Here is a 24,785-nt window from a genome sequence, read left to right on the forward strand (position 1 = left end):
CGCTTCGTATACAACGCTTCCGAAAGCACAAAAGGACTCGGGGGCTACGCTGCCCGAGTCCTCTGCCCAGCAGAATAGCCGATATGAGCAACGGTCCGGCAGGTCATGTGGCACGTTCCCGCATTCGTCCGGCGTCCGGGACAAGCAGACGGGCACCTTTGCGGACGTTCCTGCGCACGGCCGACGGAATTTTCCTCGATTCCGTGTACGACCCGGGCGCGGTCGTATACGACGCCTCCGCGCCACCCTCCCGTGACCTGGTGTTCGTCGTCGCCCACGGCTTCACCGGGGACGTGGACCGGCCGCAGGTGCGCCGGATCGCGGCGGCCCTCGCCCGCAGGGGCGCGGTGGTCACCTTCTCGTTCCGCGGCCACGGGGCGTCCGGCGGGCGTTCCACGGTCGGCGACCGGGAGGTGCTGGATCTGGCCGCCGCGGTGCAGTGGGCCCGCGGGTTCGGGCACGCGCGCGTGGTCACCGTCGGCTTCTCCCTGGGCGGCTCGGTGGTGCTGCGGCACGCGGCGCTGCACCCGGGCGTCGACGCCGTGGTCGCGGTGAGCGCCCCGGCCCGCTGGTACTACCGGGGCACCGCGCCCATGCGCCGGGTGCACTGGCTGGTGACGCGCCCCACGGGCCGCCTGGTCGGCCGCTACGGGTTCCGCACCCGCATCCACCACCGCGACTGGGACCCGGTCCCGCTGTCCCCGGTGGAGGCGGTCCCGCGGATCGCGCCGACCCCGCTGCTGATCGTGCACGGCGACCGGGACGGCTATTTCCCGCTCGACCACCCCCGGATGCTGGCCGCCGCCTCCGGTGACCACGGGGAACTGTGGCTGGAACCCGGCATGGGCCACGCCGAGCACGCGGCCGGCGAGGCCCTGCTGGCCCGGATCGGGGACTGGGCGGCCGCCCGGGCGGGCTAGCCTGACGTGTTGAGACTTACGTACTGGTGTACACACGGACTTGAGGACGAGATGGCAAAGGTCACGGTGCGCTACTGGGCCGCCGCGAAGGCCGCGGCCGGGGTCGCCGAGGAGGCCCATGACGCGGCGAACCTCGCCGAGGCGCTGGCCGCGGTGCGCGAGCGGCATCCCGGCGAGCTGCCGCGCGTGCTGCGGCGATGCTCGTTCCTCATCGACGGCGACCCCGTGGGGACCCGCGCGCATGAGACGGTACGGCTGGCCGAGGGCGGCACGGTCGAGGTGCTCCCGCCATTCGCAGGAGGGTGAGCGATGACCCATCAGCCGTATGACGGCCGTCCCTACGAGGGGTACGAGCCCGACCCCTACCGGCGGCAGCAGCCTCACCAGGCCGGACACCAGACCGGGCACCAGGTCCCGCAGGCGTGGCCCGCACAACAGGGCTACGACCAGTCCGGGTACGGGCAGCCGGGCCAAGATCATTCCGGGTACGGGCAGCCCGGGTACGGGCAGTCCGGGTACGGGCAGCCTGGGCACGGGCAGTCCGGGTACGGGCAGCCGGGCCATGACCAGTCCGGTTATGACCAGTCCGGGTACGACCCGCAGCTCACCCAGCAGTGGCAGGGGCAGACCTGGGAGACACAGGTCCACGCGCCGCTGCCGTCGGCCGAGGAGAGCGCGTCGACCGCGTACCTGCCGTCGCACGGTCACGCCGCCCAAGTCCCGTCGCACGGTCACGCCGCCCAGGGCCCGTCGCACGGTCACGCCGCCCAGGCCCCCGCCCCCGCAGTGCCCCACGGGTCCCACCGGGCGCCCACGGCGCAGGAGGCGCCCGCTCAGGCCCGCCCCGCCGCCCCGCAGACGGCGGGGCCCGCGTACGGCCCCGCCACCCTCGCTGGGAACACCCGCATCACCGACGCCCAGCGGGCCCGTCTGGAGGGCCGCTCCCCGATCATCGAGCCGGGGATGCAGCCCGCGGCGCTCACCGCGCTGCTCGGCCTGCTGCTCGCGGGCACGGCGGCGGTCGGCTCGTACGCCCTGGTCGTGCCGCTGGTCGTGCTCCAGGCCGTGACCGCGGCGGGCTGGTTCCGGCTGAACGGCATGTGGCCCGCCCGGCAGGGCATCGCACTCGCCTTCGCCGGAGCGCTCACCGCGGACGTGGCACTGCTGGTCGCGGGCCGTGAGCACGCGCCCGCGGCCATCCTCGGCCCGCTGGGCGTGTGGGTCCTGCTCGCCCTGGTCCTGCAACTGCGCTCGCACGCCGACCCCGACGAGCGGATGTACGGGCTGATGGCGACGGTCGCCTCCACCGCGCTCGCGGTCATCGCGACGGGCTACCTGGGCGCCGACCCGCACGCCGTGTCGGTCGGTGCCGTCGCGGTGGCCGTGGCGGTCCTGGCCCGCGCGATCCCGCTGCCCACTTCGGCCTCCGTGGTCGTCTCGCTCCTCGCGGCGGCGGGCGCCGGCATCGCGGTCGGCGGGATGACCGGCCTCGGTGCGAAGGGCGCCCTGGTAGGCGCGGCGGCGGGCGCGTGCGCGCTCATCGGCCACCGCGTGGCCGGCTACGACTACCCGTCCCGCTTCGTGCACTTCACGGCGGGTGTGGCACTGCCGCTGTCCGCCGCGGCGCCGGTGGTGTGGGTCCTCGGCCGGGCCCTTGGCTGACCGCGCACGTCACAGGTGATCGACAAAACCCGGGGGCCGGCCCCGCCCGGCGTTACCGTAGCTGCGTTGTCGACTGCCTAGGTGGGGACCCCATGCGCGCGTTGCGAATACTCCTGATCGTCGTCGTGATCCTGGGCGGTCTGTTCGTGATCGTCGACCGTGTCGCGGTCCACTTCGCACAGGGCGAGACGGCCGACAAGCTCAGGACCACGGAGAACCTGTCCGCCACCCCGGACGTGTCGATCAACGGCTTCCCCTTCCTCACCCAGCTGGCCGGCGGCTCGCTGGACGACGTCGAGGTCGGCATCAAGGACTACCAGGCCCCCACCGGCACCGACGGACAGACGGTCCGCGTCGACGACCTGAAGGCGCACATGAAGGGCGTGGAGTTCTCCGGCGACTTCAGCTCCGCCACCGCGGCCACCGCCGACGGCACCGCGACCATCGCCTACGACGAACTGCTGAAGACCGCCAAGTCCGACACCACCGAGGTCGCCCCCGGTGTCACCGCCCGTGTGATCGGCCTCTCCGACGGCGGCAACGGCAAGATCAAGGTCTCGGTGGAGGCCACGGTTCTCGGCACCAAGCTGCCCAACCCCGTCTCCGTGCTCAGCACGGTCACCGTCAAGGGCGACTCGGTGCGGGTGCACGCCGACAGCCTGCCCAAGTTCGGCGGTGCGGACCTCGCCGAGGACCGGGTGCGGGAGATCACCGACTTCCAGCAGGCCATCGACCAGCTGCCCGGTGGCATCAAGCTGGACACGGTGCGGGCGGCGTCGGACGGCGTCGAGATCACGGCGAAGGGTTCGAACGTCCGGCTGGCCGGGTAGGACCGACAGCGCCGACCGCCGCCGCGAGACACCCACGGGCGGCCCCGGGCACTGACACGCGGCCCACGCGCGGCCCACGGCGGCCGACAGCGACCGATGGCGTGATGGCGGCCGACGGGCAGACAAGGATCGTCCGACAGGCGAGACGGCCATGTCCGTAGCGCAGATGCCGCGGGCCCCCGCGGCGGCCCGCGGGCCCGTGCGAGGCGGCCCGGCCCTTCCGTGATCCCACATCGCGGACGATCGCATCTCACCATGCGACATACCGGTGACATGCCCGCCCGTCCGTCCCTACGATCGACGCCATGAAGCGACAGGCGGACCTCACAAAGCGGCGGGCAGTAGACCTGTGCCGCGTCTCCGCCATGCTCTGTCGCGCCTTCTGAGCGGGAGCACCGACTTCCGCGTTCTTCGACCGCCCAGTGAGGGCACCCGTGCGCGCTCCCCCGGGAGTCCGCGCCCCACGCACTCGCACGCCCCGCCGTAACTGCCCCGGAGGAGAAAGAGCATGAGCCGCAGCGAAGTCCTGGTCGACGCCGACTGGTTGCAGGAGCACCTCGACGACCCGAACATCGCCGTCGTCGAGGTCGACGAGGACACGACCGCGTACGAGAAGAACCACATCCGCAACGCGATCCGCATCGACTGGACCAAGGATCTCCAGGACCCGGTCCGCCGTGACTTCATCGACCAGGAGGGCTTCGAGAAGCTCCTGTCGGCGAAGGGCATCGCCAACGACACGCTGGTGATCCTCTACGGCGGCAACAACAACTGGTTCGCGTCCTACGCGTACTGGTACTTCAAGCTGTACGGCCACGAGAACGTCAAGCTCCTCGACGGCGGCCGCAAGAAGTGGGAGCTGGACGCCCGCGAGCTGGTCGACGGCACCGAGGTGCCCGAGCGCGCCGCGACCGACTACCAGGCCAAGCCGCAGGACAAGTCCATCCGCGCGTTCCGCGACGACGTCGTGGCCGCCATCGGCTCGTACAACCTCGTCGACGTGCGGTCCCCCGACGAGTTCTCGGGCAAGCTGCTCGCCCCGGCGCACCTGCCGCAGGAGCAGTCGCAGCGGCCCGGTCACGTCCCGTCCGCCAAGAACATCCCGTGGTCGAAGAACGCCAACGACGACGGCACCTTCAAGTCGGACGACGAGCTGAAGGAGCTGTACGCCGACGAGAACGTGGACCTCGCCAAGGACACCATCGCCTACTGCCGCATCGGCGAGCGCTCCGCGCTGACCTGGTTCGTGCTGCACGAGCTGCTGGGCGTCCAGAACGTCAAGAACTACGACGGCTCCTGGACCGAGTACGGCTCCCTGGTGGGCGTGCCGATCGAGCTGGGCGCCGGCAAGTAGGCAACCCGACCCGTCAAGACCTCAAGACCTCTGACCTCTGGAGAAGCAGTATGTGTGGAGCGAAGGCCGGCGGCCCGGACCCCTCGACGATCAAGCCCGGTGAGACCACGATCCAGGGCCAGGTGACCCGCGACGGCGAGCCGGTGACGGGCTACGTCCGGCTCCTGGACTCGACCGGCGAGTTCACCGCGGAGGTCCCGACCTCCGCCACCGGACAGTTCCGCTTCTACGCGGCCGAGGGCACCTGGACCGTCCGCGCCCTCGTGCCCGGCGGCACCGCCGACCGCACCGTCGTCGCCCAGCAGGGCGGCCTCGCGGAGGTCGCTATCGCGGTCTGAGCAAGCAGGTACGGCCGAAGGGCCGCGCCCCCACGGGTTGGACGCCCGGGCGCGGCCCTTCGGGCCGCCCGGACCTACCCTGGAGTTATGTACGCACGGCGGCGTCATATGTACTTCGCCATGATGGGCGTGTGCATCGCGCTCTTCGTCCTGGCCTGGGGAGTTGTGCGCATCTGGTCCGTGCCGGCGGCCGTGGCCATGTGCGTGGTCGCCATGGTCATCCCGCCCGCCGCCGCGATGGTCGCCAACCGGCGCGGCCCCGAGGACCGCTGGTGGGACGACCCCTCGGGCGACCCGGAGTCCGACGCGTGGTGGGACGAGCTGGACGGCAAGAAGCGCCACTGAGCGCTCCGCGGGACGAGCCGTGACGCGGAGTTTGCCAGCGGGGGTCTGTCAGCGGGGTCTCTCAGTGGACGCGGGTCCTCGACGGACGCGGGTCTGTCAGTAGACGAGAGCCTGGGTGCCGTCTCCCAGTGCCTCCTGAACGAAGACCTGCGCGCCCGCGATCCGTACGCCCTCGACGACGTCCTTCTCCGTGATCTCACGGCGGGCCGCGCACTGCGTGCACAGCGTGACGCTGCCGCCGGCCAGGATCGACTCCAGCAGATCGGGCAACGGGGCGGCGTGCGGCAGCTCGAACTCGGCGGCCCGGCCCGGCAGCGCGAACCACGACGATTCGCCGGTCAGCCACAGGGACACCTCGACCCCGCTGGCCACGGCAACCGCCGCGACCGTGAACGCCTGCGAGCAGCGTTCGGGGGCATCGGCCCCCGCTGTCACCTTGATCACGAGCTTCTTCGCCATGCTCGAATCGTATGCCTTGGCGGTGGCCTCGCAGGGTCGGCGAGTGCGCTGAACGGCCTGCGCGGGGTGCGAGCGGTGCACTACTCTGCGTGTCCGGATGATGCCGGGGGAGCGCGATGCCACCGAGGCGAGTGATCACGGGCCGCAGCCAGGAACCGAGGAAGCGGTTCGCGGAGGAGTTACGGCTGCTACGACATGAGCGGGGCGTGAGCCTGCGGGAGCTGGCCAAAATGGTCGGCTGGGACGCGTCGCAGTTCGGGAAGATGGAGAGCGGACTGACGCTGGGCGGCCCGGAGGTGGTCCAGGCGTTGGACACCTACTACGCAACCCCCGGGCTGCTGCTGGCGCTGTGGGAACTGGCGGTGGGGGATCCGGCGCAGTTCAAGGAGCAGTACCGGCGGTACATGATGCTGGAAGCGGAGGCGGCTTGTTTGTGGCAGTACTCGGTGAGCATTGTTCCCGGGCTGCTTCAGACAACTGCCTACGCCCGTGAAGTCCTGACGCTCGGCGGCTACCGAGGCAAGGAACTGGAGCAGCAGGTCGAGGCGCGCACCGGCCGGTGGAAGCTGTTGGAGGGAGACAACGCACCGCCGTTCCGCGCCCTACTGGCGGAGGCGGTATTGCGTACACCACTGCACGAGGCGGGGGAGTGGCGGGATCAACTGGAGTACCTGCTAAAGGTGTCCGAGCGCCCGGACATCGCACTCCAGGTGCTGCCGCATGGCTGTGGCCTGTACGGGCTCGTCAGTACCGACGTGATGTTCTTGCGGTTGTTGGACGGGACGACGGTGGCGTACACGGAAAACGCGCACCGAGGCGAACTGGTCGAGGAGAACAGGGCAGTTGAGCTGCTCCAGCGCAAGTACGATCGGATGCGCGACGTGGCTCTGACCCCGGGAGAGTCGCGCAAGTTCATCCTGCAGACGTTGGAGGAAGTGCCGTGCGAGCCATAGACACGAGCGCAGCTCAGTGGCACAAGAGCAGCTACAGCAACCCTGACGGCGGCAACTGTGTGGAGGTCGCCGACAACCTCCCGCTGGTCCCTGTGCGGGACAGCAAGGACCCTTCCCGTGGGGTCCTCGTCTTCGAGGCGGCCGTGTGGGGCGCCTTCGTGGACGGTGTCAAGGATGGTTTGCCCGGGGACTGACCCCGTTGCCCCTACGGATGGTGGAGGACGTGCTGTGCGAGTCATCGACCTGAGCGCCGCGACCTGGCGCAAGAGCAGCCACAGCAACTCGGACGGCGGCCAATGCATAGAGGTCGCCGACAACCTCCCGCTGGTCCCTGTGCGGGACAGCAAGGACCCCTCCCGTGGGGCCCTCGTCTTCGAGGCGGCCGTGTGGGATCGCTTCGTGGCCGGGGTCAAGGGCGGGTTCGTCGAGCGTTGAGCCCGGTTTCCCCGTGGAGGGTGGAGGCCCTGTTGTGCGAGCCATAGACACGAGCGCAGCTCAGTGGCGCAAGAGCAGCTACAGCAACACAGACGGCGGCAACTGCATAGAGGTCGCCGACAACCTCCCGCGGGTGCCCGTGCGGGACAGCAAGGACCCGTCCCGTGGGGCCCTCCTCTTCGAGGCGGCCGTGTGGGGCGCCTTCGTGGAGGGTGTCAAGGAGGGCTGACGTAAGCTGGGGCCGCCCCGGCCCTGTACGCCACCCTCGCTCAAGGAGCACCCGTGGAGATGTTCTTCGAAGCCCTGCTGGTCCTGGTCTGCGTCGGCGTCCTCGCCTTCGCCGGGCTGGCCGTGAAGAAGCTGTACCAGGGCCAGCGCTGAGCCCGTACCCGAACCGATCCAGGAACCACCGCTCATGATCGAGATCCCGTCGGACCTTCACAAGGACCTGGTCCCCCTGGCCTTCCTGCTCGGCGACTGGGCCGGCGCGGGCGTGCACGACTTCCCCGGCTCCGAGAAGTGCAACTTCGGCCAGGAGGTCACCTTCAGCCACGACGGCCGGGACTTCCTGGAGTACCACTCCCACACCTGGGTGCTGGACAAGGACGGGAACAAGGTCCGCCCGCTGGAGTCGGAGTCCGGCTTCTGGCGGATCGACGCCGACCGCAAGGTCGAGGTCACCCTGACCCGCGACGACGGCGTCATCGAGATCTGGTACGGCGAGCTGGCCGCCAAGAAGCCGCAGATCGACCTGGTCACGGACGCGGTGGCGCGGACGGCCGGCGCCCGCCCCTACACCGGCGGCAAGCGTCTGTACGGCTATGTGAAGAGCGACCTGATGTGGGTCGGCGAGAAGCAGACCCCCGAGGTCGAGCTGCGCCCCTACATGTCCGCCCACCTGAAGAAGGTCGTCACCCCCGAGGAGGTCGAGCGCTGGGCGAAGGCACTCCCCGACGACCTCCCGGACAACGGAATCGCCTTCTTCAAGTAGGCCCCGTGCATCCGCCGAGCCTTCACGTCCCCTGAGCCGCGGTGGCCAGGGGACGTGGTGCTTACCGACGCTCTGGCGGACCAGGCTTAACAAAATGTGCTGCACGGCAATGCACTTGTGTCCAAGGGCTGTGTGTGGCTACAGTGACGATGCCTTCGTGGAGTGAGCGCCAAGGCTTTGTGAACGCGCGGAGCCCCGGTCGCGCTAGGCCTGCGACCGGGGCTCCGGAGGCTGTGCTCTGGGTGGCTTGCGATGCAGAGGCGAGCCCAGAACATTCACTGAAACGGTAGCACAGCGCATCCAGGGATGCGTCGGGGGGAACCATGACCAATCGCCTGCCTGAATGGATGCTGCGCGACCTCTCCCTGCCGCGATTGCGGCGCTACATCCGTGCCGCCCACGGCGACGCCCGGGCCGCGGAGCGGCTGTACTGGTGGAACATCGAGGTGTCAGCCGCCCTGCTCGGCTCCCTGCACTGCCTGGAACTGGCCCTGCGCAACGCCCTGCACGGCGCGCTCGCCCGGCATCACGGCAGACCGGACTGGTGGACGGTGGCGCCATTGAACGAGCGCGGTCTCAAGCTCGTGAACGACGCCCACCGTTCCTGCGGGCGTCGCCTGCGGCACACGACGGCGGACGACATCGTGGCGGAGCTGTCCTTCGGGTTCTGGGTCTCGCTGCTCAGCCATGGCTCGGGCTACGACCGCCACTTCTGGGTGCCCGTCCTGCACTCGGCGTTCCCGCACTACCGCGGACGCCGTGATCGTCTCTACCGCGACCTGACCTCGCTGGTCCTGCTGCGCAACCGTGTCATGCACCACGAGCCGGTCCACCACCGGCACCTCGGCGCCGACCATGACACGATCTACCGCGTGCTCGGCTACCTCAGCCCCGAGCTGGCCAAGGAGGCGCTGGCCATGGACCGGTTCCCGACCGTGCTCGCCGGCCGGACGGGTGCCCTGGGCGGCGCCAGACCGCCGCGGTTCTGATGGAGGCAAGCGCTGTGACCGACACCGACGCACGGCCGCCCGGCACGGGCGGCGACGCCGAGTTCGCCGGCGTGCTCGTCTCCCGGCCGGACATCGCGCGGCTCGCCGGGGTCAAGCGCCCCGCCGTGAGCAACTGGGAACGGCGGCACACGGACTTCCCCTCGCCGGTGGCCCGGGCTGCCGCAGGCGACGAGGCGGGGGGTGCCGAGGTCGAGCGGTTTCGCGCCGACGAGGTGCTGGCCTGGTTGTCCGGTCGCGGCGTCCCCGCGAACGCCCTGCGCCCGGGCGAACCGGTCGGCACCACCTACGGCGACCGGTTCCGTGACGGGCTGCCGGGAGGGGCGACGGGCGGGCTGCTGCGGACTGTGGAGCGGATCGCGGGACCGGAGGCGAACCGGTTGCGGGGGGCCATGCCCCTGGACAGCTATCTCGAATGGCTGCTGTATCTGGTCCTGGTCCAGATCGTGGAACCCGAAGGCATGGCCAAGGCCGTCGACAGCCTCGACGGAACGGTGCGGGACTACCACCCGCCGGAGAAAACGGTTCCGCGCCGCTTGCTGGCCGAACTCACCGACACACTCGGTCGCCAGACCGCGGGCTCCGCACAGGAGAGCCGAGCGGCGTTCGACCATGTCCTGGTGCTCTGGCGCGCCGCGCACGCGCGCGAGGGCGGTGCGTTCTTCACGCCGCCTTCCGTGAGCCGGGTCATGGCCGGGGCGCTCGCCGCCGTACGGCCCCGGGCGGTGAGCGTGCACGATCCGTACGGCCGTACCGGGGAACTGCTCGTGGCCTACCTGGACGCGGTCGCCGCACGAGGCGGCAGCGCGCCGCCCCGGGTCGACGGCCGCGTGCCCGGAGCCAGGGAACGGCAGGTGGCGGAGATGAACCTTCGGGTGCACCACGGGCGTACCGTACGGCTCGGCAAGGGGCCGGTCACCCCGGCGCTCGACCCTTCCGTCGATCCCCCTGGCTCCTTCGACGTACTGCTGACGAACCCGCCTTTCGGCCGCCGCCTGGAGAATGTGGTCCCGCCTCCGTACTGGACCTACGGCGCCGCCCGCCGCAGCGAGTTCGACTGGTTGCAGTACGTCGTCTCGCGGCTCGCTCCCGAGGGCCGGGCAGCCGTACTGCTGCCGGCCGGGGCCGCGTTCAACATCGGTGCCGCCGCGACGGTTCGGGCGGGGCTGGTCGAGGCCGGGGCCGTGGAGTGTGTGATCGCGCTGCCCGCCGGACTCTTCACTCTCTCCGCCGTCAAGACGCAGATCTGGTTCCTGCGCGCCCCGGGCGCAGAGGCGACGGCGGACTCCGAGGTGCTGTTCGTGGCTGGGGAGCACCTTGGACACCACGCGACCCGGACCCAGCGGGTCCTGACCGACGACGACATCGCGCGCCTGGTGGGCGAGTACACGTCCTGGCACGCCGCCCGGGCGGCCGGGCACTGCTTCGAGGGAACTCCCGGCCTGAGCCGGGCCGTGCCGGTGCCGGACATCGCGGCGCACGGCCACAACCTGGACCCCTCGCTCCATGTTCGTCCGCCCGGCCTGGCCTCGGCCGTCGATGCGCTCGGCCCCGACGGGACCCGGCAGCGGCTGACGAGGCTGGGCGGCGAGATCGCGACCCTGCACGCGAGGGCGGAGGCGGCCGACGCCGAAGCGGACCGGTGGCTCAGGAGGTACGGGCTGTGACGACGACCGACGCACTCGTGCCGCCGGCCGGCTGGTCGAGTCGCCCCCTGCGGGAACTGTGCGCGTCCATCCAGACCGGGCGGGGCCTGCGCGCCGAGGACAGGGGACGTACCCGGGCGGAGGGCGGCGGGACCCCCCTGGTCCAGCCGCGTGACCTGCGCGGTCAGCGGATCGTCACCGAGGGGGCCGCGGACGTCCCCGCGATCCCCTGGGAACGGGCGCGGACGCTGGCGAAGTACGAACTGGCCGAGGGGGACGTCCTTCTGACCCGCACCGGCACCATGGGCCGCTGCGCCCTGGTCACCGGGGAGCACGCGGGCTGGTTGTTCCACCCCAACCTGGTACGGCTCAGACTGCCCGAGGGGAGGCCGGTCTCGGCCGCGTATCTCGTCGCCTATCTGAGCGCGACGGCCGCGCAGGAGTGGATCAGGGCCCGGGCGGCCGGCGCGGTCATCCCGTCGTTGAGCATCCGAACCCTGGGCGAGCTGCCCGTGCTTGTGCCCCCGGCCCCCGAGCAGGCGGCGATCGGCGCCACGCTCGCCGCCCTTGACGACAAGATCCAGGCACACCTGGAGATCGCCCGTGCCACCGGCGCCTACCGCAGCGCGCTCGCCGACGCTCTGATGAGGGGTGTGCTGTCGGACGAGGCATGATCGGGCCCGGGCCGCCCTAGACTGGGTGTGTGGTGAGCACCGACTGGAAGAGTGACCTCAGGCAGCGCGGCTACCGGCTGACGCCGCAGCGGCAACTCGTGCTCGAAGCCGTGGACACCCTGGAACACGCGACCCCCGACGACATCCTCGTAGAAGTGCGGAAGACCGCGTCGGGGGTCAACATCTCCACCGTCTACCGCACGCTGGAGCTGCTCGAAGAGCTGGGCCTCGTCTCGCACGCCCATCTCGGGCACGGCGCCCCGACCTACCACCTCGCCGACCGCCACCACCACATACACCTGGTGTGCCGGGACTGCCAGAACGTCATCGAGGCGGACGTGTCGGTCGCCGCCGAGTTCACCGCCAAGCTGCGCGCGAACTTCGGCTTCGAGACGGACATGAAGCACTTCGCGATCTTCGGCCGGTGCCGTGACTGCTCCCTCAAGCGCTCACCTACCGAGTCGTAGGCTTGTCGCATGAAGAGCCCCCTGCTGACCCTGCCCGGCGCCGTTCCCGCCGAGGGTGCGGACGAAGGCGTCGCCGCCCACTACGGCGACCTGTTCCGCGAACAGCGCGCCCTCGCCGACGGCACCGGTTTCGTCGACCTCTCGCACCGCGGAGTGGTGACCGTCTCCGGTGCGGACCGGCTGAGCTGGCTGCACCTCCTGCTCACCCAGCACGTCAGCGAGCTGCCCGCGGGCGAGGCCACCGAAGCGCTGATCCTGTCGGCGCACGGCCACATCGAACACGTCCTGTACCTGGTGGACGACGGCGACACGGTCTGGGCCCATGTGGAGCCCGGCACCCAGGACGCACTGATCGCGTACCTGGAGTCGATGAAGTTCTTCTACCGGGTCGAGGTCGCCGACCGCACGGCCGACGTCGCCGTCGTCCACCTGCCCGCCGGCTCGATCACCGAGGCCCCGGACGGCGTCGTCGTCCGCGAGACGGCGTACGGCCGTGACCTCTTCCTGCCGCGCGCGGACCTCCAGTCGTACGCCGAGAAGGCCGGCCCGCCCGCCGGGATACTCGCCCACGAGGCACTGCGCGTCGAACGGCACCACCCGCGCCTCGGCTTCGAGACCGACCACCGCACCATCCCGCACGAGCTGGGCTGGATCGGCTCCGCGGTCCATCTGCAAAAGGGCTGCTACCGCGGCCAGGAGACCGTCGCCCGGGTGCAGAACCTGGGCAAACCGCCGCGCCGCCTGGTCTTCCTGCATCTCGACGGCAGCGAGGTGCACCTGCCTCCGCACGGCACCGGGATCCGGCTCGCGGACGAGGACCCCGACGGCCGCAAGGTCGGGTTCATCACGACGTCCGTGCGCCACTACGAGCTGGGGCCCGTCGCCCTCGCCCTGGTCAAGCGGAATGTGCCGGTGGACGCGCGGCTGATGGCCGGTGACACGGCGGCGGCCCAGGAGACCGTCGTAGAGCCCTGACCAGACCCCCAGACCCCCAGACCCCCAGACCCCCAGAACCCCAGAACCCCCAGAGCCTCAGGCCCTCCAGCCGCCAGGCCCTTCAGCCCCCTGGACTCCTGGGGCTCACATCTCCAGCAGGACGGTGAACGGGCCGTCGTTCGTCAGCGAGACCCGCATCTGCGCGCCGAACCGGCCCGTCGCCACCGTCGCGCCCAGGGCACGCAACCGGGCGACCACCTCGTCCACCAGCGGCTCGGCGACATCGCCGGGGGCCGCCGCGTTCCAGGTGGGCCGGCGTCCCTTGCGGGCGTCCCCGTACAGCGTGAACTGGCTGATGACCAGCAGCGGGGCGCCGATGTCACTGCACGACCGCTCGTCGTGCAGCATGCGCAGCGACCAGAGCTTGCGGGCGAGCTGCGCCGCCTTCTCCTTGGTGTCCTCGTGGGTGACCCCGACGAGGACACACAGACCCTCGCCCTCGATCGCCCCGACCGTCTCGCCGTCCACGACGACACTCGCGCCGTCCACCCTCTGCACCACTGCACGCATGCCGACCATGATGCCGGGTGACCGGGACCGGTCCGCGGGTGGGCCGAAAGGACCCGTCGGCGAGCCGATTTTTGCGCCTTAACCCCCCATCTGGGGCCGTTCGGGGGCAACTCGGCCGCAGAGCGGCCACTTGGGGTGGCACGATGCTCCCGTACGCCGGTCGAGGGGACGGTAGAGGCACATGAGCACACCGAGTATCGGGCAGCCGCCCGGTGCGATCGCGGCCGCCCTGGCGGGTGGGCAGGAGACACAGCGGCCGCCCGTCCAGCGCAACGACAGCCCGACGCTGGACCCGGACGCGCCGGAGCACGACCTGGCTCTGCTGAGCCTGCCCGAGCTGCGGGCCCTGCGCCGGGACGCCCAGCGCGACGAGGCGGACCTCAGTTACGTACGGCGGCTGTTGCAGGGGCGGATCGACATCCTGCGCGCGGAGCTGGCCCGGCGGGGGCCCGCGTCCGTGGCCGCGGCCGAGGCGGCCTCCGTGGTCGACCGCCTCCCGGAGATCCTCACCGACGCCCCGGCCCGGCAGCGTTCCTCGGCCCGCCATGTCACGGTGGGCACGCCGCACGGCGAGGAGTACCGGCGGCTGGCCGCCGACATGCTCGCCGAGGTCGAGCTGTCCGACCTCACGGCCCGCACGGACCAGGAACTCAGCACGGCGATGGGCCGCCTCGTCCGCTACGAACGGCAGGCATCCCGCCGTCGCCACCACCTCCAGCGCACGGCGGACGACTGCGGCGCAGAAATCACCCGCCGCTACCGAGACGGCGAGGCCCAGATCGACGACCTACTCCTCTGACCCCGGGGTCCTCCACGACCCCGGGGTGACGGGGTCCGGGGCGGAGCCCCGTGGGGGTGGGTTCGGCGGCGGTGAGGCCCGGGGGCTGGTTGGTCGTGTGATGGGGTCCGGGGCGGGCCCCGCGGGGCTGCGTGGGGCCGGCGGGGCGGTTTCTTTCGGGCTGGGTGGCCGTCCGGTGCCGGGGCCGCGCGGCGGGGCGCCTGCGTGGGGTGACGGGGTCCGGGGCGGAGCCCCGTGGGGGTGACTGGGTGGAGGGGCGAGTCGGGTGGGTGGGCAGGCTGAAAACGCCGAGACAGCGCAGCGCACCGCACCTACCGTGACCCCATGACCGACGTCCGACCTGTCACCGAGGCCGAGCTGTCCGACTGGCACCGCGCCCTGAACACCGGCTTCCTGCGCCCGCCCACCCCGACCCCCGAGCAACTGGAGGCGCGCCGCCCCCAGTTCGAACCCGGCCGCCTCCTGGGCGCCTTCGACGGCGACCGCTGTGTCGCGACATTCCGTTCCTTCGCCCAGGAGATCACCGCGGTCGGCGGCGCCACCGTCCCCGCGGACGCGATCTCCAATGTGACCGTCTCCCCCACGCACCGCCGCCGCGGCCTGCTCACCCGCATGATGAGCCTGGACCTCGCCGCGGCGAAGGACCGCGGTGACGTCGTGGCGACGCTCATCGCGGCCGAGTACCCGATCTACGGCCGCTACGGCTTCGGCCCCGCCACCTGGACCACGGAGTGGACCGTGGACGTGCCCCGCGCCGGCCTCGACCCCCGCTGGTCGGGCCCGGCGGACGGCGCCCGTATCGACCTGGTGGACGCGGCCGAGGTCCGCAAGGCGGGACCCGAGCTGCACGAGCGCGTACGCCGTGCCCGGCCCGGCGCGGTGAGCCGCGACGACCTGTGGTGGCAGGCCAGCACGGGCGTCGTACGCTTCAACGACTGGACCGAGCCGTACTACGTCGCCTACCGCTCCGCCTCCGGCGATGTGGAGGGCCTGGTCTCGTACCAGGCCGACGACGCCTGGCACGGCAATCAGCCGCAGAACACCGCCGACGTGAACTGGCTGATCGCCTCGACCCCGGCGGCCGAGCGCGCCCTGTGGCACTACCTGTGCTCGATCGACTGGATCACCAAGGTCAAGAGCGGCCCGCGCGCACCGGACGACCTGCTTCCGCTGCTGCTGCCGGACCCGCGCGCGGCCCGGGTCACGACCCACTCGGACTGGCTGTGGGTGCGCATCCTGGACGTGGTACGGGCGCTGGAGGCCCGTACCTACGACGGCACCGGCACGCTGGTGCTGGAGGTCGTCGACCGGCAGGGCCTCGCGGGCGGCCGGTTCCGACTGGCCGCCTCGCCGGCCGGAGCGAGCTGCACACCGACCAACGATGACGCGGAACTCGTCCTGGACATAGCCGAGTTGGCCACGCTGTGGCTCGGTGACGAGTCGGCCGCGCGGCTGCTGGCGCTGGGCCGTGTCCGGGAAGTACGGGAGGGCGCCGCCCAGATGGCCGACGCCCTGCTGCACACGCCCGGGCGACCGTGGTGCCCGGACCTCTTCTGACTCCTTCCTCCCGGCCGACCGTGTTCATCCGTAGCGAGCTTGTTCAGTTGTGACTGTGCTGTACGGCTGCTGGGCCGCGTTCGTTCAGTTGTCGGTGTTCAGTTGTGGCTGTGCTCCGGCGGCGGCGGTTCGATACACGGTCGAGCCGGACCGACCAGGCTCCCAGCTCCCCTCCGGAAGGGAGCCCGGTCGGCCAACCACCGGGAAGTATGACCAGGTTGCCTAAGTTGGCGACCAACTTCACTGTACTTATCTCCGCTTGGAAGCGTCTCATAACCACCTTCCCATGAACTGCCGAAAGATGGCGGGAAGTTGTAGGGTTTCTTCGTGGACCCGGAACACGCCTCCGCCACTGAGCGGGAGAGGTCACAGCGGCCACAGAAGTCACACCACGAGGTGGCCGACGAGTTGCGCGCCAGGATCAAGTCAGGCGTGCTCCGCCCAGGCCAGCGCATGCCCACGCAGGCCAGGCTGGCCGACGAGTTCGGCGTGGAGCGCGGCGCGGTACGGCAGGCGTTGCGCATCCTGCAGTCGGAGCGCCTGCTCACCAACGTCTCCAAGGGTGCACCCGCCACCGTGGCCCCCGACCTGGGCCTCGGCCGCGCCCCGGCCGGTCCTGCGGCCCCTCCGCAGCCCACCATGGTGGCCCTCGCGTCCCGGGTGGCGGCCGCCTTCGCGGCCCCGCACGTCGAGATCGACGCCCTGTGTCTGACCTCGGTCTCGCTCACGCTGGCGATCGGCGAGCCGCTGCGGCAGATCCATGCCGGCCGATTGAAACCGGCCAAGGTCGATGTCCGTGTCCTGCTGCCCAGCCGGGACATCGACCTCGCCTTCCCGGCCCCGGTGGATGCCTCGGCCGCGGGCCTGCTGCACCGCCGCTGGCTGGCCCAGCGCAATGCGCAGGGCCAGGTGTTGCAGCACAACCTGCTGGCGCTGCGCTCCACGCACGGCATCGATGTGCATGTCACCTTCCGTGCGCTGCCGTTCACCCCGCCGGTGAAGCTGTACCTGCTCAACGGCGCGGAGGCGCTGTTCGCTTACTACACGCTGTCCCGGCGCGAGCGGGAGATCGAGCACGAGCAGCTGGAGATGTACGACTCCGACGGCACCCGGTCGATGCTGTTCGGCTTCGGGCAGGGCGCCGGACTGCGGGACACGACGTTCGTCGAGCAGTCCCATCTGTGGTTCAACGCGCTGTGGGAGACGATCAGTTCTGATCTTCATCTGTCCTCATAGGGCGGGACCGGCCAGCAGTACGGCGAGCAGGACCGCGCCGGCCGAGCTGACCGCCGGGCTCTTCGCCTTGACGCCTATGGTGAGCAGCAGTAGGCCGACAAGGCCGGTGGCACCGTACTTCCATTGCACGAGCTGTTCGAAGCCGACGACGAACACGGCGGAGATGAGGGCGAGGGCGGGCACGGTGGTTCCCCCTTCGGGCTGCCAGGAAGCAAAACTTCCGCCAAATCGGCCAACTAGGCCAAGTTGGCAACCAACTCTGCTTAAGTTGTCCCCACTTGGCTACTATCCATAAACAACTTCTAGGCAACTCCCGTTAGATGGATCGAAGTTGTAGCGTTTGGTCGTGACCCAGGAGAACGTGGCAGTGAACGGCAGCAGAAGGCTCACTCCCCAGGAGATCGCCGACACCCTGCGGGAACGTATCCGCGTCGGAGAGCTGAAGGCCGGCGACCGGCTGCCCACCCAGGCCGAACTGGCCGAGGAGTTCGGCGTCGAGCGCGGCGCCGTACGCCAGGCGCTGCGCGTGCTCCAGGACGACGGACTGCTCAGCAACGTCAGCAAGGGCAGCCCGCCGCGGATCGCCGAGCCGGCGCCCGCGCGCGACGAGCCCCAGCCGACCATGGTCGGACTGGGCCCCCGGCTGGCGGAGGCGTTCTCGGCGCCCCGCGTGCGCATCGACGCCGTCTGTCTCACCGCCGAGACCCTGATGCTGGCGATGAGCGAGCCCCTGCGGCAGATCCATGAGGGCCGCGTCCGCCCGGAGAAGCTCGACGTACGCATCCTGCTGCCGTCCAGGGACATCAACCTCGCCTTCCCGGTGCCGGTGGAGGGGCGCGGCGAGGAGGACCCGGTCCACCAGCGCTGGCTGGCGATGCGCAACGCCCAGGGACAGGTCCTGACCTACAACCTCCACTCGCTGCGCTCCACGCACGACGTCGACGTGCATGTCACGTTCCGTGCGCTGCCGTTCACCCCGCCGGTGAAGCTGTACCTGCTCAACGGGGCGGAGGCGCTGATCGGCTACTACATGGTCGCGCGCCGCGAGGAGCCCACGGACAGCGGGACATTGGAGATGTACGACACCCTGGGCTCCAAGTCCGTCCTGTTCTCCTTCGAGAAGCGGGCCGGACAGCGGGACGCCGCGTTCGTGGAGCAATCGCAGAAGTGGTTCGACGCCCTCTGGGAAACCATCACGTCGGACCTGACACTCTCCTAGTGACTTCTGATACGACGCAGACTGAACCGGTGACAGCCGAGACCGAAAATGACACCCCGAACGGGATCCAGCACGCCACCCAGGACGCGACCGAACACCTGACGGAGCTGATCGCGGGCGTCCGCGTCGTGCTCTGGGACTTCGACGGACCGATCTGCCGGCTGTTCGCCGGGCACACGGCGGAGCGTGTGGCGGTCGATCTCGTGGAGTGGCTGGAGGGACGGGGCCTGCACGGACTGCTCACGGAGCCGGAACGGGAGTCCCTGGATCCGCATGTGGTGCTGCGCGCCGTGGACCGCAGACACCCCGGCAGCGACCTGGTCGCGGAGCTTGAGGAGCGTCTCACCCAGGAGGAGCTGCGGGCCACGGCCACGGCGATGCCCACCGCGTACGCCGACCCGCTGATCCGCACCTGGACGGCGGTCGGCTCCCGGCTCGCCATCGCCACCAACAACTCCCCGCGGGTGGTGCGTGAATACCTGCTGAGCCGCGGCCTCACCTCCTGTTTCGTCCCGCACATCTACGGCCGTACCCAGGAACTCCAGCATCTGAAGCCGGACCCGCACTGCCTGAACCGGGCCCTGAGCACGCTGGGCGCGGCCCCGTCGGCGGCCCTGATGATCGGCGACACCCCCTCGGACCTCGCCGCCGCGAACGCAGCCAAGGTTCCGTTCCTGGGCTACGCGCGTAACGACCGCAAGGAGAAGATCCTCCGCGACGCGGGCGCCACGGCCATCGTGCACTCACTGTCGACGATCCTGGCCCTGGTACGCGCTCAGGCCTGAGTCATCAGCAGGGTGAACACCACGGCGGTGCCGACCGCCAGACCCACTCGCTGCGCCCGTATGCCCACGCCCACCGTCATCAGCAGCAGCACGCCCACGAGCCCGAGCTTCGCCTGCGCCGCCATGCTGAGCAAGAGTTCGAGGAGCGCCCCGGTGACCTGAGGCAGAAGCATGCCCCACCACCCCCTATCCAGTTCCGGCGTCCCATCCATGATCAGTCCAATTGGACTGGTTGCCTGATAATGGTCTGCCCTGGTTGGCTGATCGCTTAACCAACCGGCCAATGCGCACTCCTGGTGGCTCCTGGTGGCTCCTGGTGGGGGAATTGGTTTGCCAGTGGCCCGAAAGCGGTACGGTCGAGTCGTGGATGCGCAACACACCGGTGACGGCGGCGGAGGCCGGAAGTTCCAGCGGGTCTCCGACGAACTGCGGACCCGGATCACCGACGGCACCTATCCGCTGCGCTCCTTCCTGCCCTCCGAACGCGACCTCGCCGAGGAGTTCGACGTCTCCCGGGACACGGTCCAGCGGGCGCTGCGGGAACTGGCCAGCGAGAACTGGATCGCATCCCGTCAGGGCAGCGGCTGGCGGGTGGCCAAGACCCAGCGCATACACTCACCGACGCCCAGGGCCACCCGCTCCAGCCGGGGCGTGACCCTCGGCCCCCTCATCAGCGAGGCGTTCGAGCAGCCCGAAGTCACCCTGGACGTCTACACCCTGACGTCCGAGTCGCTGGACGCCCATATCCGCCTCCAGGTGGAGCGCATCCGCGGCGGCTTCATCCACCCGGAGCGCATCGCCCTGCGCATGCTGCTGCCCTCCGAAGGGCTGCGGCTGCCGTATCCACGGGTCAAGGACGACCCGGCCGACGAGCGCCCCAGGGTGCGCCTGACCGCCATCAGCCGCCGCCACACGGACTCGCTGCGCGGCCTGGTGAAGGACCTGTCCACCGAGGAACTGGTGGGCTCGGTCGATGTGCAGATCCGCCACGTACCGCTGGTTCCGGCCTTCAAGCTCTATCTGCTCAACGGCACCGAGGCACTGCACGGCATGTACGACGTGATCGAACGTCAGATGGAGCTGGACACCGGCGAGGTGATCACCGCCCTCGACGTCCTCGGGCTCGGCGCCACCCTGACCCACCACGTCACGGACACCGACCCGAACTCGCCGGGTTCGGTGTTCGTGGCCAGCATGCAGTCGTGGTTCGACTCGGTCTGGAACAAGCTCGCCGAATAGTGCCGCTGCCGGGGAAGGGCAGGCGGGTGCGCTACCATTCGCGCACCGCCGGACGACGGCTCCGTCGCCCAAGCGACGGCGAACCGGTCCGTCCGCAACGACCTGAACGAGAAGAGTGGCACCCCAACCACCCGTTGTGCGTACTCACATCTGACTCCGGTCGTGCCCGTCAGCACCCGCCATTACTGTGTGGCATACCTTTCGTCCCTCCTGCGAGTCACCCGGAGCGGCCAGTGGGCGCACCCCCTCTTCCCCATCGGCACTACGGGGAACGCGCCGGATCCGACGCCATCGGCGTCTTCGTGGAGCGGGCCGCCGACTTGGGACAGGCGAGCAGCGGACACCACAACCAGAACTACGTCCTGCCGCTGGCCGACGACGTGGCCCGGCTGCTGGGCCGCGAGGCCGGCACCTCCGTGACCGTACGGATCCGCCGGGCCGACGCGCTGCCCGTGGTGATCAGGACCTGGCAGGACGAGGCGGAGATCCTGGACGCACTCCGGGGCATCCTGCCGCACGTACCGGAATGCCTCGCCAAGGGCGACGGCTACGCCCTCCACAGCTACGTCGAGGGCATCCCCCTGTCCAGCGTGTGCGACAACGGCAAGCCGGTCGACACGCTGCTCATCAAGGCGCTGGCCGGCCTGCTCGCCCAGATGGCCCAGGTACGGCGGGAGGCGCTGCCGCCGCTGCCGGCGGTCTGGCCGCGCAACGACAAGGACAGCCAAGGCTTCCTGCAGACCCTGGCGCATCTGGCGGACCGACAGATCAGGCAGCCCAATTGGCGGGCATTCGGTGGGCTGCTCACCGCGCTGGGCATTCCCGAGGACGCCCTGATCCGGCTGGCCGAGCGGGTCCCCGCCATGGCCCGGCGGCCGTACAGCCTGCTCCACGCCGATCTGCACCGCGACAACCTGATCATGTCGTACAGCGGGCTCCCGCCCCTCATCTGCGTCGACTGGGAACTGGCGACCTACGGCGATCCGCTGCACGATCTCGCCACACACCTCGTGCGCATGCAGTACCCGTCCCACCAGTGGGGCGAAGTGATCGACGCCTGGGCGGACGCCATGCGGCTGATCCGCCCCGCGGCCGTGGGCGGCCTGGGCAAGGACCTGCGCCACTACATCGCCTTCGAGCGGGCGCAGTCCGTCTACCCGGACGTGATGCGGGCCGCCAACCGGCTCCAGGCCGCACCCGACCAGAAGAGCCTGGACGACGCCACCGCCGCGGTACGCCGCGCCCTGGAGGCGGCGGCCGAACCGCTCAGGCTCCGCAATGTGCCGGACGAGCGGGAGATCGAGCGGATCCTGTTCCGCTGGCGGGCCGCCCGCAACGGCGGCCTCGGCCTGTCCGCGAAGGTCAGCGACTGGAACCCCGACCTGCGGGCGCCCGAGCACCCCGACTTCCCCCGTTCGGCCGTGCGTCCGGCCCTGTTCGCGGAGGGCGCCGCGCCGGCCAGCCGCGTCTTCAAAGGCACCGGCCACCTCAATTCGGTGGTGCGGGTGCCGGGCATCGGCTTCCCCGTGGTGGTACGGCGCAAGGTGGCCAACGTCTGCCGGCGCGAGCGCGGCTTCTTGAGCGAGCACGCCGTCCTGCGGGCCATCGAACTGTCCCGGGTCGGGGTGTCCGCACCGAAGTTCCTCGCCCTGGGCACCGGCTACCAGGGGGAACGGTTCGCTATCCACACCTACGAAGGACCGCGCCGCACCGACCAGCCCCCCAACCACCCGGTGCACGGACTGCTGCCGCACGAGGCGGACCGGCTCGTGGACCAGCTCGGCGCCCTGACCCAGGTGAACTACAAGGCACTCGACCCGGCCGCGGGCGAGGGCGGGTTCTACCACTGGCTGTGCGAACAACTCGTCCTGCTGGTGGGCGAGTTGCCGAAGGAGTCCCAGCAGCTCGCCCGGCTGCTCGGGCTGCCCGACGCGCCCCGGCTGCGGCAGATCCTGGCCCGGCACACCGTGAGCCACCGGGAGCCCGCCCTGCTGCACGGCGACCTGAACCCCTGGAACCTGGTCCGCCGCGAGGACACGCTGGCGCTCACCCTCATCGACTGGGAGATGGCCGTCGTCGGCGACCCGCTCTACGACCTGGTCCGGCACATGCATCTCACCCCGACCCGGCCGGAGATCCGCGACCGCATGTTCCGCCGCTGGGAGGAGCGGCTGCCCGAGCGGCACACTGTCGACTGGCGGCGGGACTGGCGGGTGTACCGGTGGATCGAGATCGTGCGGTCGGCGTATGTCGACCTCGACCGGCTGGTGACCGGCGCGAGCCTGGACGCGCCCAATGTGCGCCGGGCCGTGGACTCGTACGCCATGACACTGGCCGCGGCGACCGGCTCCCTCGGCCTGCCGACCCGCCCCACCGCCAACCCGTACCTCGCCCGCGCCCTGGCGTGACGGGGCCTCGCGGCCGGGGGAGCGGTGTGGCGGGGTGTGGCGGTGCGGGCGGGGGAGCGGTGTGGCGGGGTGTGGTGGTGCGGTCGGGTGGTGGTGCGGCGGGGGAGTGGCGGTGCGGTCGGGTGGTGGTGCGGCGGGGGAGTGGCGGTGCGGTCGGGTGGTGGTGCGGCGGGGGAGTGGTGGTGTGGGCGGGTGGTGGTGCGGTGTCCTTGCCGGTGGCCGTCCGTTGACGGCCACCGGCACCACCGGCCACCGGCACCACCGGCCACCGGCACCACCGGCGACCGGCCACCGGCACCACCGGCGACCGGCTACCGGCACCACCGGCCACCGGCCCGGAGCCGGACCGCGGTCAGGCCACGGGCGTTTCCAGGAGCGGGAGCAACTGCTCCTCCTCGTAGGCCAGATGGGCCTCCAGCTCCCGGGTCAGGCGCATCACCTCCGCCCGCGCGGCGGCGGGGTCATGCGTCGAGACCGCCCGGCGCAACTCCTCGGCCAGCTCGGCGATCCGCTCGTGCTCACGGACCAGCCGCTCGCGCGCCGAGGCGAATCCGGGGTGCCGGTCGGCGAGTTGCGGGAACAGGGCGATGTCCTCGCCTTGATGGTGGTTGTGCAGGCCCTGGCACAGGGTCAGGCAGTTCACCCGCAGCTGCGCGCCCAGCGTGGATCCGTTCCCCTGGTCCAGCTCCGCCCGGATCAGGGCGAGTTCGCGCCGGAAGACGTCGTGGATCAGCCGGATCGCCTCGCCGGGCGAGGCGGCGTTCACATCGGGCGGGCCGGCCTTGGCGATCTCTCGCAGGGCGACCACCGGAATCACCCGGTCCGTCTTGTCCTGGTACTCCGCCCAGCCCGGCTCGGCCTCCACCGCCCGCGCGAAGGCCGCGTCCCGTTCCCCGTCGTGCAGGACGACCGCCTCCGCCTCGTAGGTGAACACTCCGCTCTCGACGGTCACCCGGGGGTGCGTGAGGAGGTTGTGGTACCAGTCCGGGTGCCTGGGGGAGCCGGCCGCCGACGCGATCACCAGGACCCGGTCGCCGCCGTCCGGGAGATAGCCGACCGGGGTGGTGTGCCGGGTGCCGGTGCGGGCGCCCGTCGTGGTGAGCAGGAGCAGACGGGCGCCTTCGAAAGGGCCGCTCAGGCGGCCGTGGTGGGCGCGGAACTCTTCGATGATGCGTTGGTTGAAGTCATGGGGCACGCTGTGTTCTCTCTCTTCCTTCTCCGCGGTGGGTTTTCGTGGTGCAGAGAAGAAAACGGGCGGGCCCCTCGCCCTCCCCCGGGCCCCATCGGCCGGGGGAACCTGCGGCCTCACTCAGAGGCCGGGCACCCGACTCGCTCATGGCCCAAGGCCGACCCGGCAGTCATGCCACGAACGCTACCGCCTCCCACCCACCCCCACCACCCACTTTCCACCCCACCCCGCACCGGGCCGTGCCCCATGCCCGATCCTGAGGATGATGCTTCTCTTCCTCGACATCGACGGGACGCTGCTCCCCTTCGGGGCGGCCGGCCCCTATCCCGAGTACGAGCCGGACGCCGCACTGCCGGGGCTCGCCTCACCGACTCCCGCCGAGCATCCGCTGCCGGCCCGCATCGATCCCCTGCTCGGCCCCCGTCTGGCCGCCCTCGGCTGCGAGTTGGTGTGGGCCACCACCTGGATGGACGACGCGAACACGTGTGTGGCGCCGTGGCTCGGACTGCCCCCGCTGCCGGTCGTCGCCTGGCCCGACGAGGACGAGCCGCCCGCCCTGCTGCACTGGAAGACCCGGCCCCTGCTCGACTGGGCGGCCGGCCGGCCCTTCGTATGGATCGACGACGAGAACACCGAGGCCGACCGGGCGTGGGTCGCGGCCCGGTACCCCGCACCCGCGCTGCTGTACCGCGTCCAGCACCGGTACGGCATCACGGACGGGGACTTCGCCGCGCTGAGGGACTGGCTGCACACCACGACGGCCTGA

31 protein-coding genes are annotated in these 24,785 nt (G+C 70.8%); 26 read left to right on the forward strand and 5 right to left on the reverse strand.

What is annotated here, in order from left to right:
- Positions 1–83: 83 nt before the first annotated feature.
- The 8 genes from ABT245_RS18315 (at position 84) to ABT245_RS18350 (ending at position 5,449) form a co-directional block, all read left to right on the forward strand.
- Complete coding sequence (locus ABT245_RS18315; RefSeq protein WP_351734716.1) at positions 84–920, forward strand: alpha/beta hydrolase; 837 nt, start codon at positions 84–86, stop codon at positions 918–920.
- Positions 921–971: 51 nt separating this feature from the next.
- Positions 972–1,226, forward strand: a complete 255-nt coding sequence (locus ABT245_RS18320; RefSeq protein WP_351734890.1) for a MoaD/ThiS family protein — start codon at positions 972–974, stop codon at positions 1,224–1,226.
- Between the two features lie 3 nt (positions 1,227–1,229).
- Entirely contained in the window at positions 1,230–2,582 is a 1,353-nt protein-coding gene (locus ABT245_RS18325) for a hypothetical protein (RefSeq protein WP_351734718.1), read from the forward strand.
- 92 nt (positions 2,583–2,674) lie between these two features.
- A complete protein-coding gene (locus ABT245_RS18330; RefSeq protein WP_351734720.1) occupies positions 2,675–3,412 on the forward strand; it encodes an LmeA family phospholipid-binding protein in 738 nt (245 codons plus the stop codon).
- Between the two features lie 305 nt (positions 3,413–3,717).
- Positions 3,718–3,798, forward strand: coding sequence for a putative leader peptide (locus ABT245_RS18335; protein WP_351734891.1), 81 nt, complete (start codon positions 3,718–3,720; stop codon positions 3,796–3,798).
- A 122-nt stretch (positions 3,799–3,920) separates the two neighbouring features.
- The gene (locus tag ABT245_RS18340; RefSeq protein ID WP_351734722.1) at positions 3,921–4,766 is read left to right on the forward strand and encodes a sulfurtransferase; all 846 of its coding nucleotides are present in this window, start codon (positions 3,921–3,923) and stop codon (positions 4,764–4,766) included.
- Positions 4,767–4,816: 50 nt separating this feature from the next.
- On the forward strand, positions 4,817–5,104 hold the full coding sequence (locus tag ABT245_RS18345; protein ID WP_351734724.1) for a DUF1416 domain-containing protein: 288 nt from the start codon (positions 4,817–4,819) through the stop codon (positions 5,102–5,104).
- A gap of 87 nt (positions 5,105–5,191) precedes the next feature.
- Entirely contained in the window at positions 5,192–5,449 is a 258-nt protein-coding gene (locus ABT245_RS18350) for a DUF3099 domain-containing protein (RefSeq protein ID WP_351734726.1), read from the forward strand.
- A gap of 96 nt (positions 5,450–5,545) precedes the next feature.
- Here the strand turns inward: ABT245_RS18350 and ABT245_RS18355 are convergent, their stop codons facing one another.
- Complete coding sequence (locus ABT245_RS18355) at positions 5,546–5,908, reverse strand: DsrE family protein (protein ID WP_351734728.1); 363 nt, start codon at positions 5,906–5,908, stop codon at positions 5,546–5,548.
- A gap of 116 nt (positions 5,909–6,024) precedes the next feature.
- On the opposite strand from ABT245_RS18355, the gene ABT245_RS18360 reads away from it, so the two are divergent.
- The 10 genes from ABT245_RS18360 to ygfZ all read left to right on the forward strand — a co-directional run bounded on the left by ABT245_RS18360 (position 6,025) and on the right by ygfZ (position 13,056).
- A complete protein-coding gene (locus ABT245_RS18360) occupies positions 6,025–6,861 on the forward strand; it encodes a helix-turn-helix domain-containing protein (protein ID WP_351734730.1) in 837 nt (278 codons plus the stop codon).
- Positions 6,849–7,055, forward strand: coding sequence for a DUF397 domain-containing protein (locus ABT245_RS18365; RefSeq protein ID WP_351734732.1), 207 nt, complete (start codon positions 6,849–6,851; stop codon positions 7,053–7,055). The genes ABT245_RS18360 and ABT245_RS18365 overlap by 13 nt, the downstream gene beginning before the upstream one ends.
- A gap of 34 nt (positions 7,056–7,089) precedes the next feature.
- A complete protein-coding gene (locus tag ABT245_RS18370) occupies positions 7,090–7,296 on the forward strand; it encodes a DUF397 domain-containing protein (protein ID WP_351734734.1) in 207 nt (68 codons plus the stop codon).
- A 34-nt stretch (positions 7,297–7,330) separates the two neighbouring features.
- Positions 7,331–7,525 (forward strand): DUF397 domain-containing protein, encoded by a 195-nt coding sequence (locus ABT245_RS18375; RefSeq protein ID WP_351734736.1) that lies wholly within the window; start codon positions 7,331–7,333, stop codon positions 7,523–7,525.
- Positions 7,526–7,711: 186 nt separating this feature from the next.
- The gene (locus ABT245_RS18380; RefSeq protein ID WP_351734738.1) at positions 7,712–8,287 is read left to right on the forward strand and encodes a heme-binding beta-barrel domain-containing protein; all 576 of its coding nucleotides are present in this window, start codon (positions 7,712–7,714) and stop codon (positions 8,285–8,287) included.
- Positions 8,288–8,610: 323 nt separating this feature from the next.
- Positions 8,611–9,276, forward strand: a complete 666-nt coding sequence (locus ABT245_RS18385; protein ID WP_351734740.1) for a hypothetical protein — start codon at positions 8,611–8,613, stop codon at positions 9,274–9,276.
- Between the two features lie 14 nt (positions 9,277–9,290).
- A complete protein-coding gene (locus tag ABT245_RS18390) occupies positions 9,291–10,961 on the forward strand; it encodes an N-6 DNA methylase (RefSeq protein ID WP_351734742.1) in 1,671 nt (556 codons plus the stop codon).
- Positions 10,958–11,614, forward strand: coding sequence for a restriction endonuclease subunit S (locus ABT245_RS18395; protein ID WP_351734744.1), 657 nt, complete (start codon positions 10,958–10,960; stop codon positions 11,612–11,614). Before ABT245_RS18390 ends, ABT245_RS18395 begins: the two co-directional genes overlap by 4 nt.
- A gap of 29 nt (positions 11,615–11,643) precedes the next feature.
- Entirely contained in the window at positions 11,644–12,081 is a 438-nt protein-coding gene (locus tag ABT245_RS18400) for a Fur family transcriptional regulator (RefSeq protein WP_351734746.1), read from the forward strand.
- Between the two features lie 9 nt (positions 12,082–12,090).
- Complete coding sequence (gene ygfZ, locus ABT245_RS18405) at positions 12,091–13,056, forward strand: CAF17-like 4Fe-4S cluster assembly/insertion protein YgfZ (RefSeq protein WP_351734748.1); 966 nt, start codon at positions 12,091–12,093, stop codon at positions 13,054–13,056.
- A 105-nt stretch (positions 13,057–13,161) separates the two neighbouring features.
- On the opposite strand, the gene dtd is transcribed toward ygfZ, so the two are convergent.
- The gene (dtd, locus tag ABT245_RS18410; protein ID WP_351734750.1) at positions 13,162–13,587 is read right to left on the reverse strand and encodes a D-aminoacyl-tRNA deacylase; all 426 of its coding nucleotides are present in this window, start codon (positions 13,585–13,587) and stop codon (positions 13,162–13,164) included.
- 181 nt (positions 13,588–13,768) lie between these two features.
- Here dtd and ABT245_RS18415 point away from each other — a divergent pair, with 181 nt between their 5' ends.
- The 3 genes from ABT245_RS18415 to ABT245_RS18425 all read left to right on the forward strand — a co-directional run bounded on the left by ABT245_RS18415 (position 13,769) and on the right by ABT245_RS18425 (position 17,179).
- Positions 13,769–14,386 (forward strand): RsiG family protein, encoded by a 618-nt coding sequence (locus ABT245_RS18415; RefSeq protein ID WP_351734752.1) that lies wholly within the window; start codon positions 13,769–13,771, stop codon positions 14,384–14,386.
- Between the two features lie 324 nt (positions 14,387–14,710).
- Positions 14,711–15,943 (forward strand): GNAT family N-acetyltransferase, encoded by a 1,233-nt coding sequence (locus tag ABT245_RS18420; RefSeq protein WP_351734754.1) that lies wholly within the window; start codon positions 14,711–14,713, stop codon positions 15,941–15,943.
- Positions 15,944–16,270: 327 nt separating this feature from the next.
- Positions 16,271–17,179, forward strand: coding sequence for a GntR family transcriptional regulator (locus ABT245_RS18425; RefSeq protein ID WP_351734756.1), 909 nt, complete (start codon positions 16,271–16,273; stop codon positions 17,177–17,179).
- On the opposite strand, the gene ABT245_RS18430 is transcribed toward ABT245_RS18425, so the two are convergent.
- Entirely contained in the window at positions 17,174–17,362 is a 189-nt protein-coding gene (locus ABT245_RS18430) for a hypothetical protein (protein WP_351734758.1), read from the reverse strand. The two genes, ABT245_RS18425 and ABT245_RS18430, sit on opposite strands and share 6 nt — an antisense overlap.
- A gap of 157 nt (positions 17,363–17,519) precedes the next feature.
- Here ABT245_RS18430 and ABT245_RS18435 point away from each other — a divergent pair, with 157 nt between their 5' ends.
- Both ABT245_RS18435 and ABT245_RS18440 read left to right on the forward strand, forming a co-directional pair.
- A complete protein-coding gene (locus ABT245_RS18435; RefSeq protein ID WP_351734760.1) occupies positions 17,520–18,398 on the forward strand; it encodes a GntR family transcriptional regulator in 879 nt (292 codons plus the stop codon).
- Positions 18,347–19,183, forward strand: a complete 837-nt coding sequence (locus ABT245_RS18440; protein ID WP_502982145.1) for an HAD family hydrolase — start codon at positions 18,347–18,349, stop codon at positions 19,181–19,183. The genes ABT245_RS18435 and ABT245_RS18440 overlap by 52 nt, the downstream gene beginning before the upstream one ends.
- On the opposite strand, the gene ABT245_RS18445 is transcribed toward ABT245_RS18440, so the two are convergent.
- The gene (locus ABT245_RS18445) at positions 19,174–19,356 is read right to left on the reverse strand and encodes a hypothetical protein (RefSeq protein ID WP_351734764.1); all 183 of its coding nucleotides are present in this window, start codon (positions 19,354–19,356) and stop codon (positions 19,174–19,176) included. The two genes, ABT245_RS18440 and ABT245_RS18445, sit on opposite strands and share 10 nt — an antisense overlap.
- Before the next feature lie 190 nt (positions 19,357–19,546).
- Here ABT245_RS18445 and ABT245_RS18450 point away from each other — a divergent pair, with 190 nt between their 5' ends.
- On the forward strand, positions 19,547–20,422 hold the full coding sequence (locus ABT245_RS18450) for a GntR family transcriptional regulator (RefSeq protein WP_351734766.1): 876 nt from the start codon (positions 19,547–19,549) through the stop codon (positions 20,420–20,422).
- A 233-nt stretch (positions 20,423–20,655) separates the two neighbouring features.
- The gene (locus ABT245_RS18455) at positions 20,656–22,830 is read left to right on the forward strand and encodes a phosphotransferase (protein ID WP_502982146.1); all 2,175 of its coding nucleotides are present in this window, start codon (positions 20,656–20,658) and stop codon (positions 22,828–22,830) included.
- Positions 22,831–23,182: 352 nt separating this feature from the next.
- On the opposite strand, the gene ABT245_RS18460 is transcribed toward ABT245_RS18455, so the two are convergent.
- A complete protein-coding gene (locus tag ABT245_RS18460) occupies positions 23,183–24,025 on the reverse strand; it encodes a nitroreductase/quinone reductase family protein (RefSeq protein WP_351734768.1) in 843 nt (280 codons plus the stop codon).
- 259 nt (positions 24,026–24,284) lie between these two features.
- Between ABT245_RS18460 and ABT245_RS18465 the strand changes: the two genes are divergently transcribed.
- Entirely contained in the window at positions 24,285–24,785 is a 501-nt protein-coding gene (locus ABT245_RS18465) for an HAD domain-containing protein (protein WP_351734893.1), read from the forward strand.

The sequence above is a fragment of the Streptomyces sp. NPDC001508 genome (assembly GCF_040298665.1).
Classification (GTDB): Bacteria; Actinomycetota; Actinomycetes; order Streptomycetales; family Streptomycetaceae; genus Streptomyces.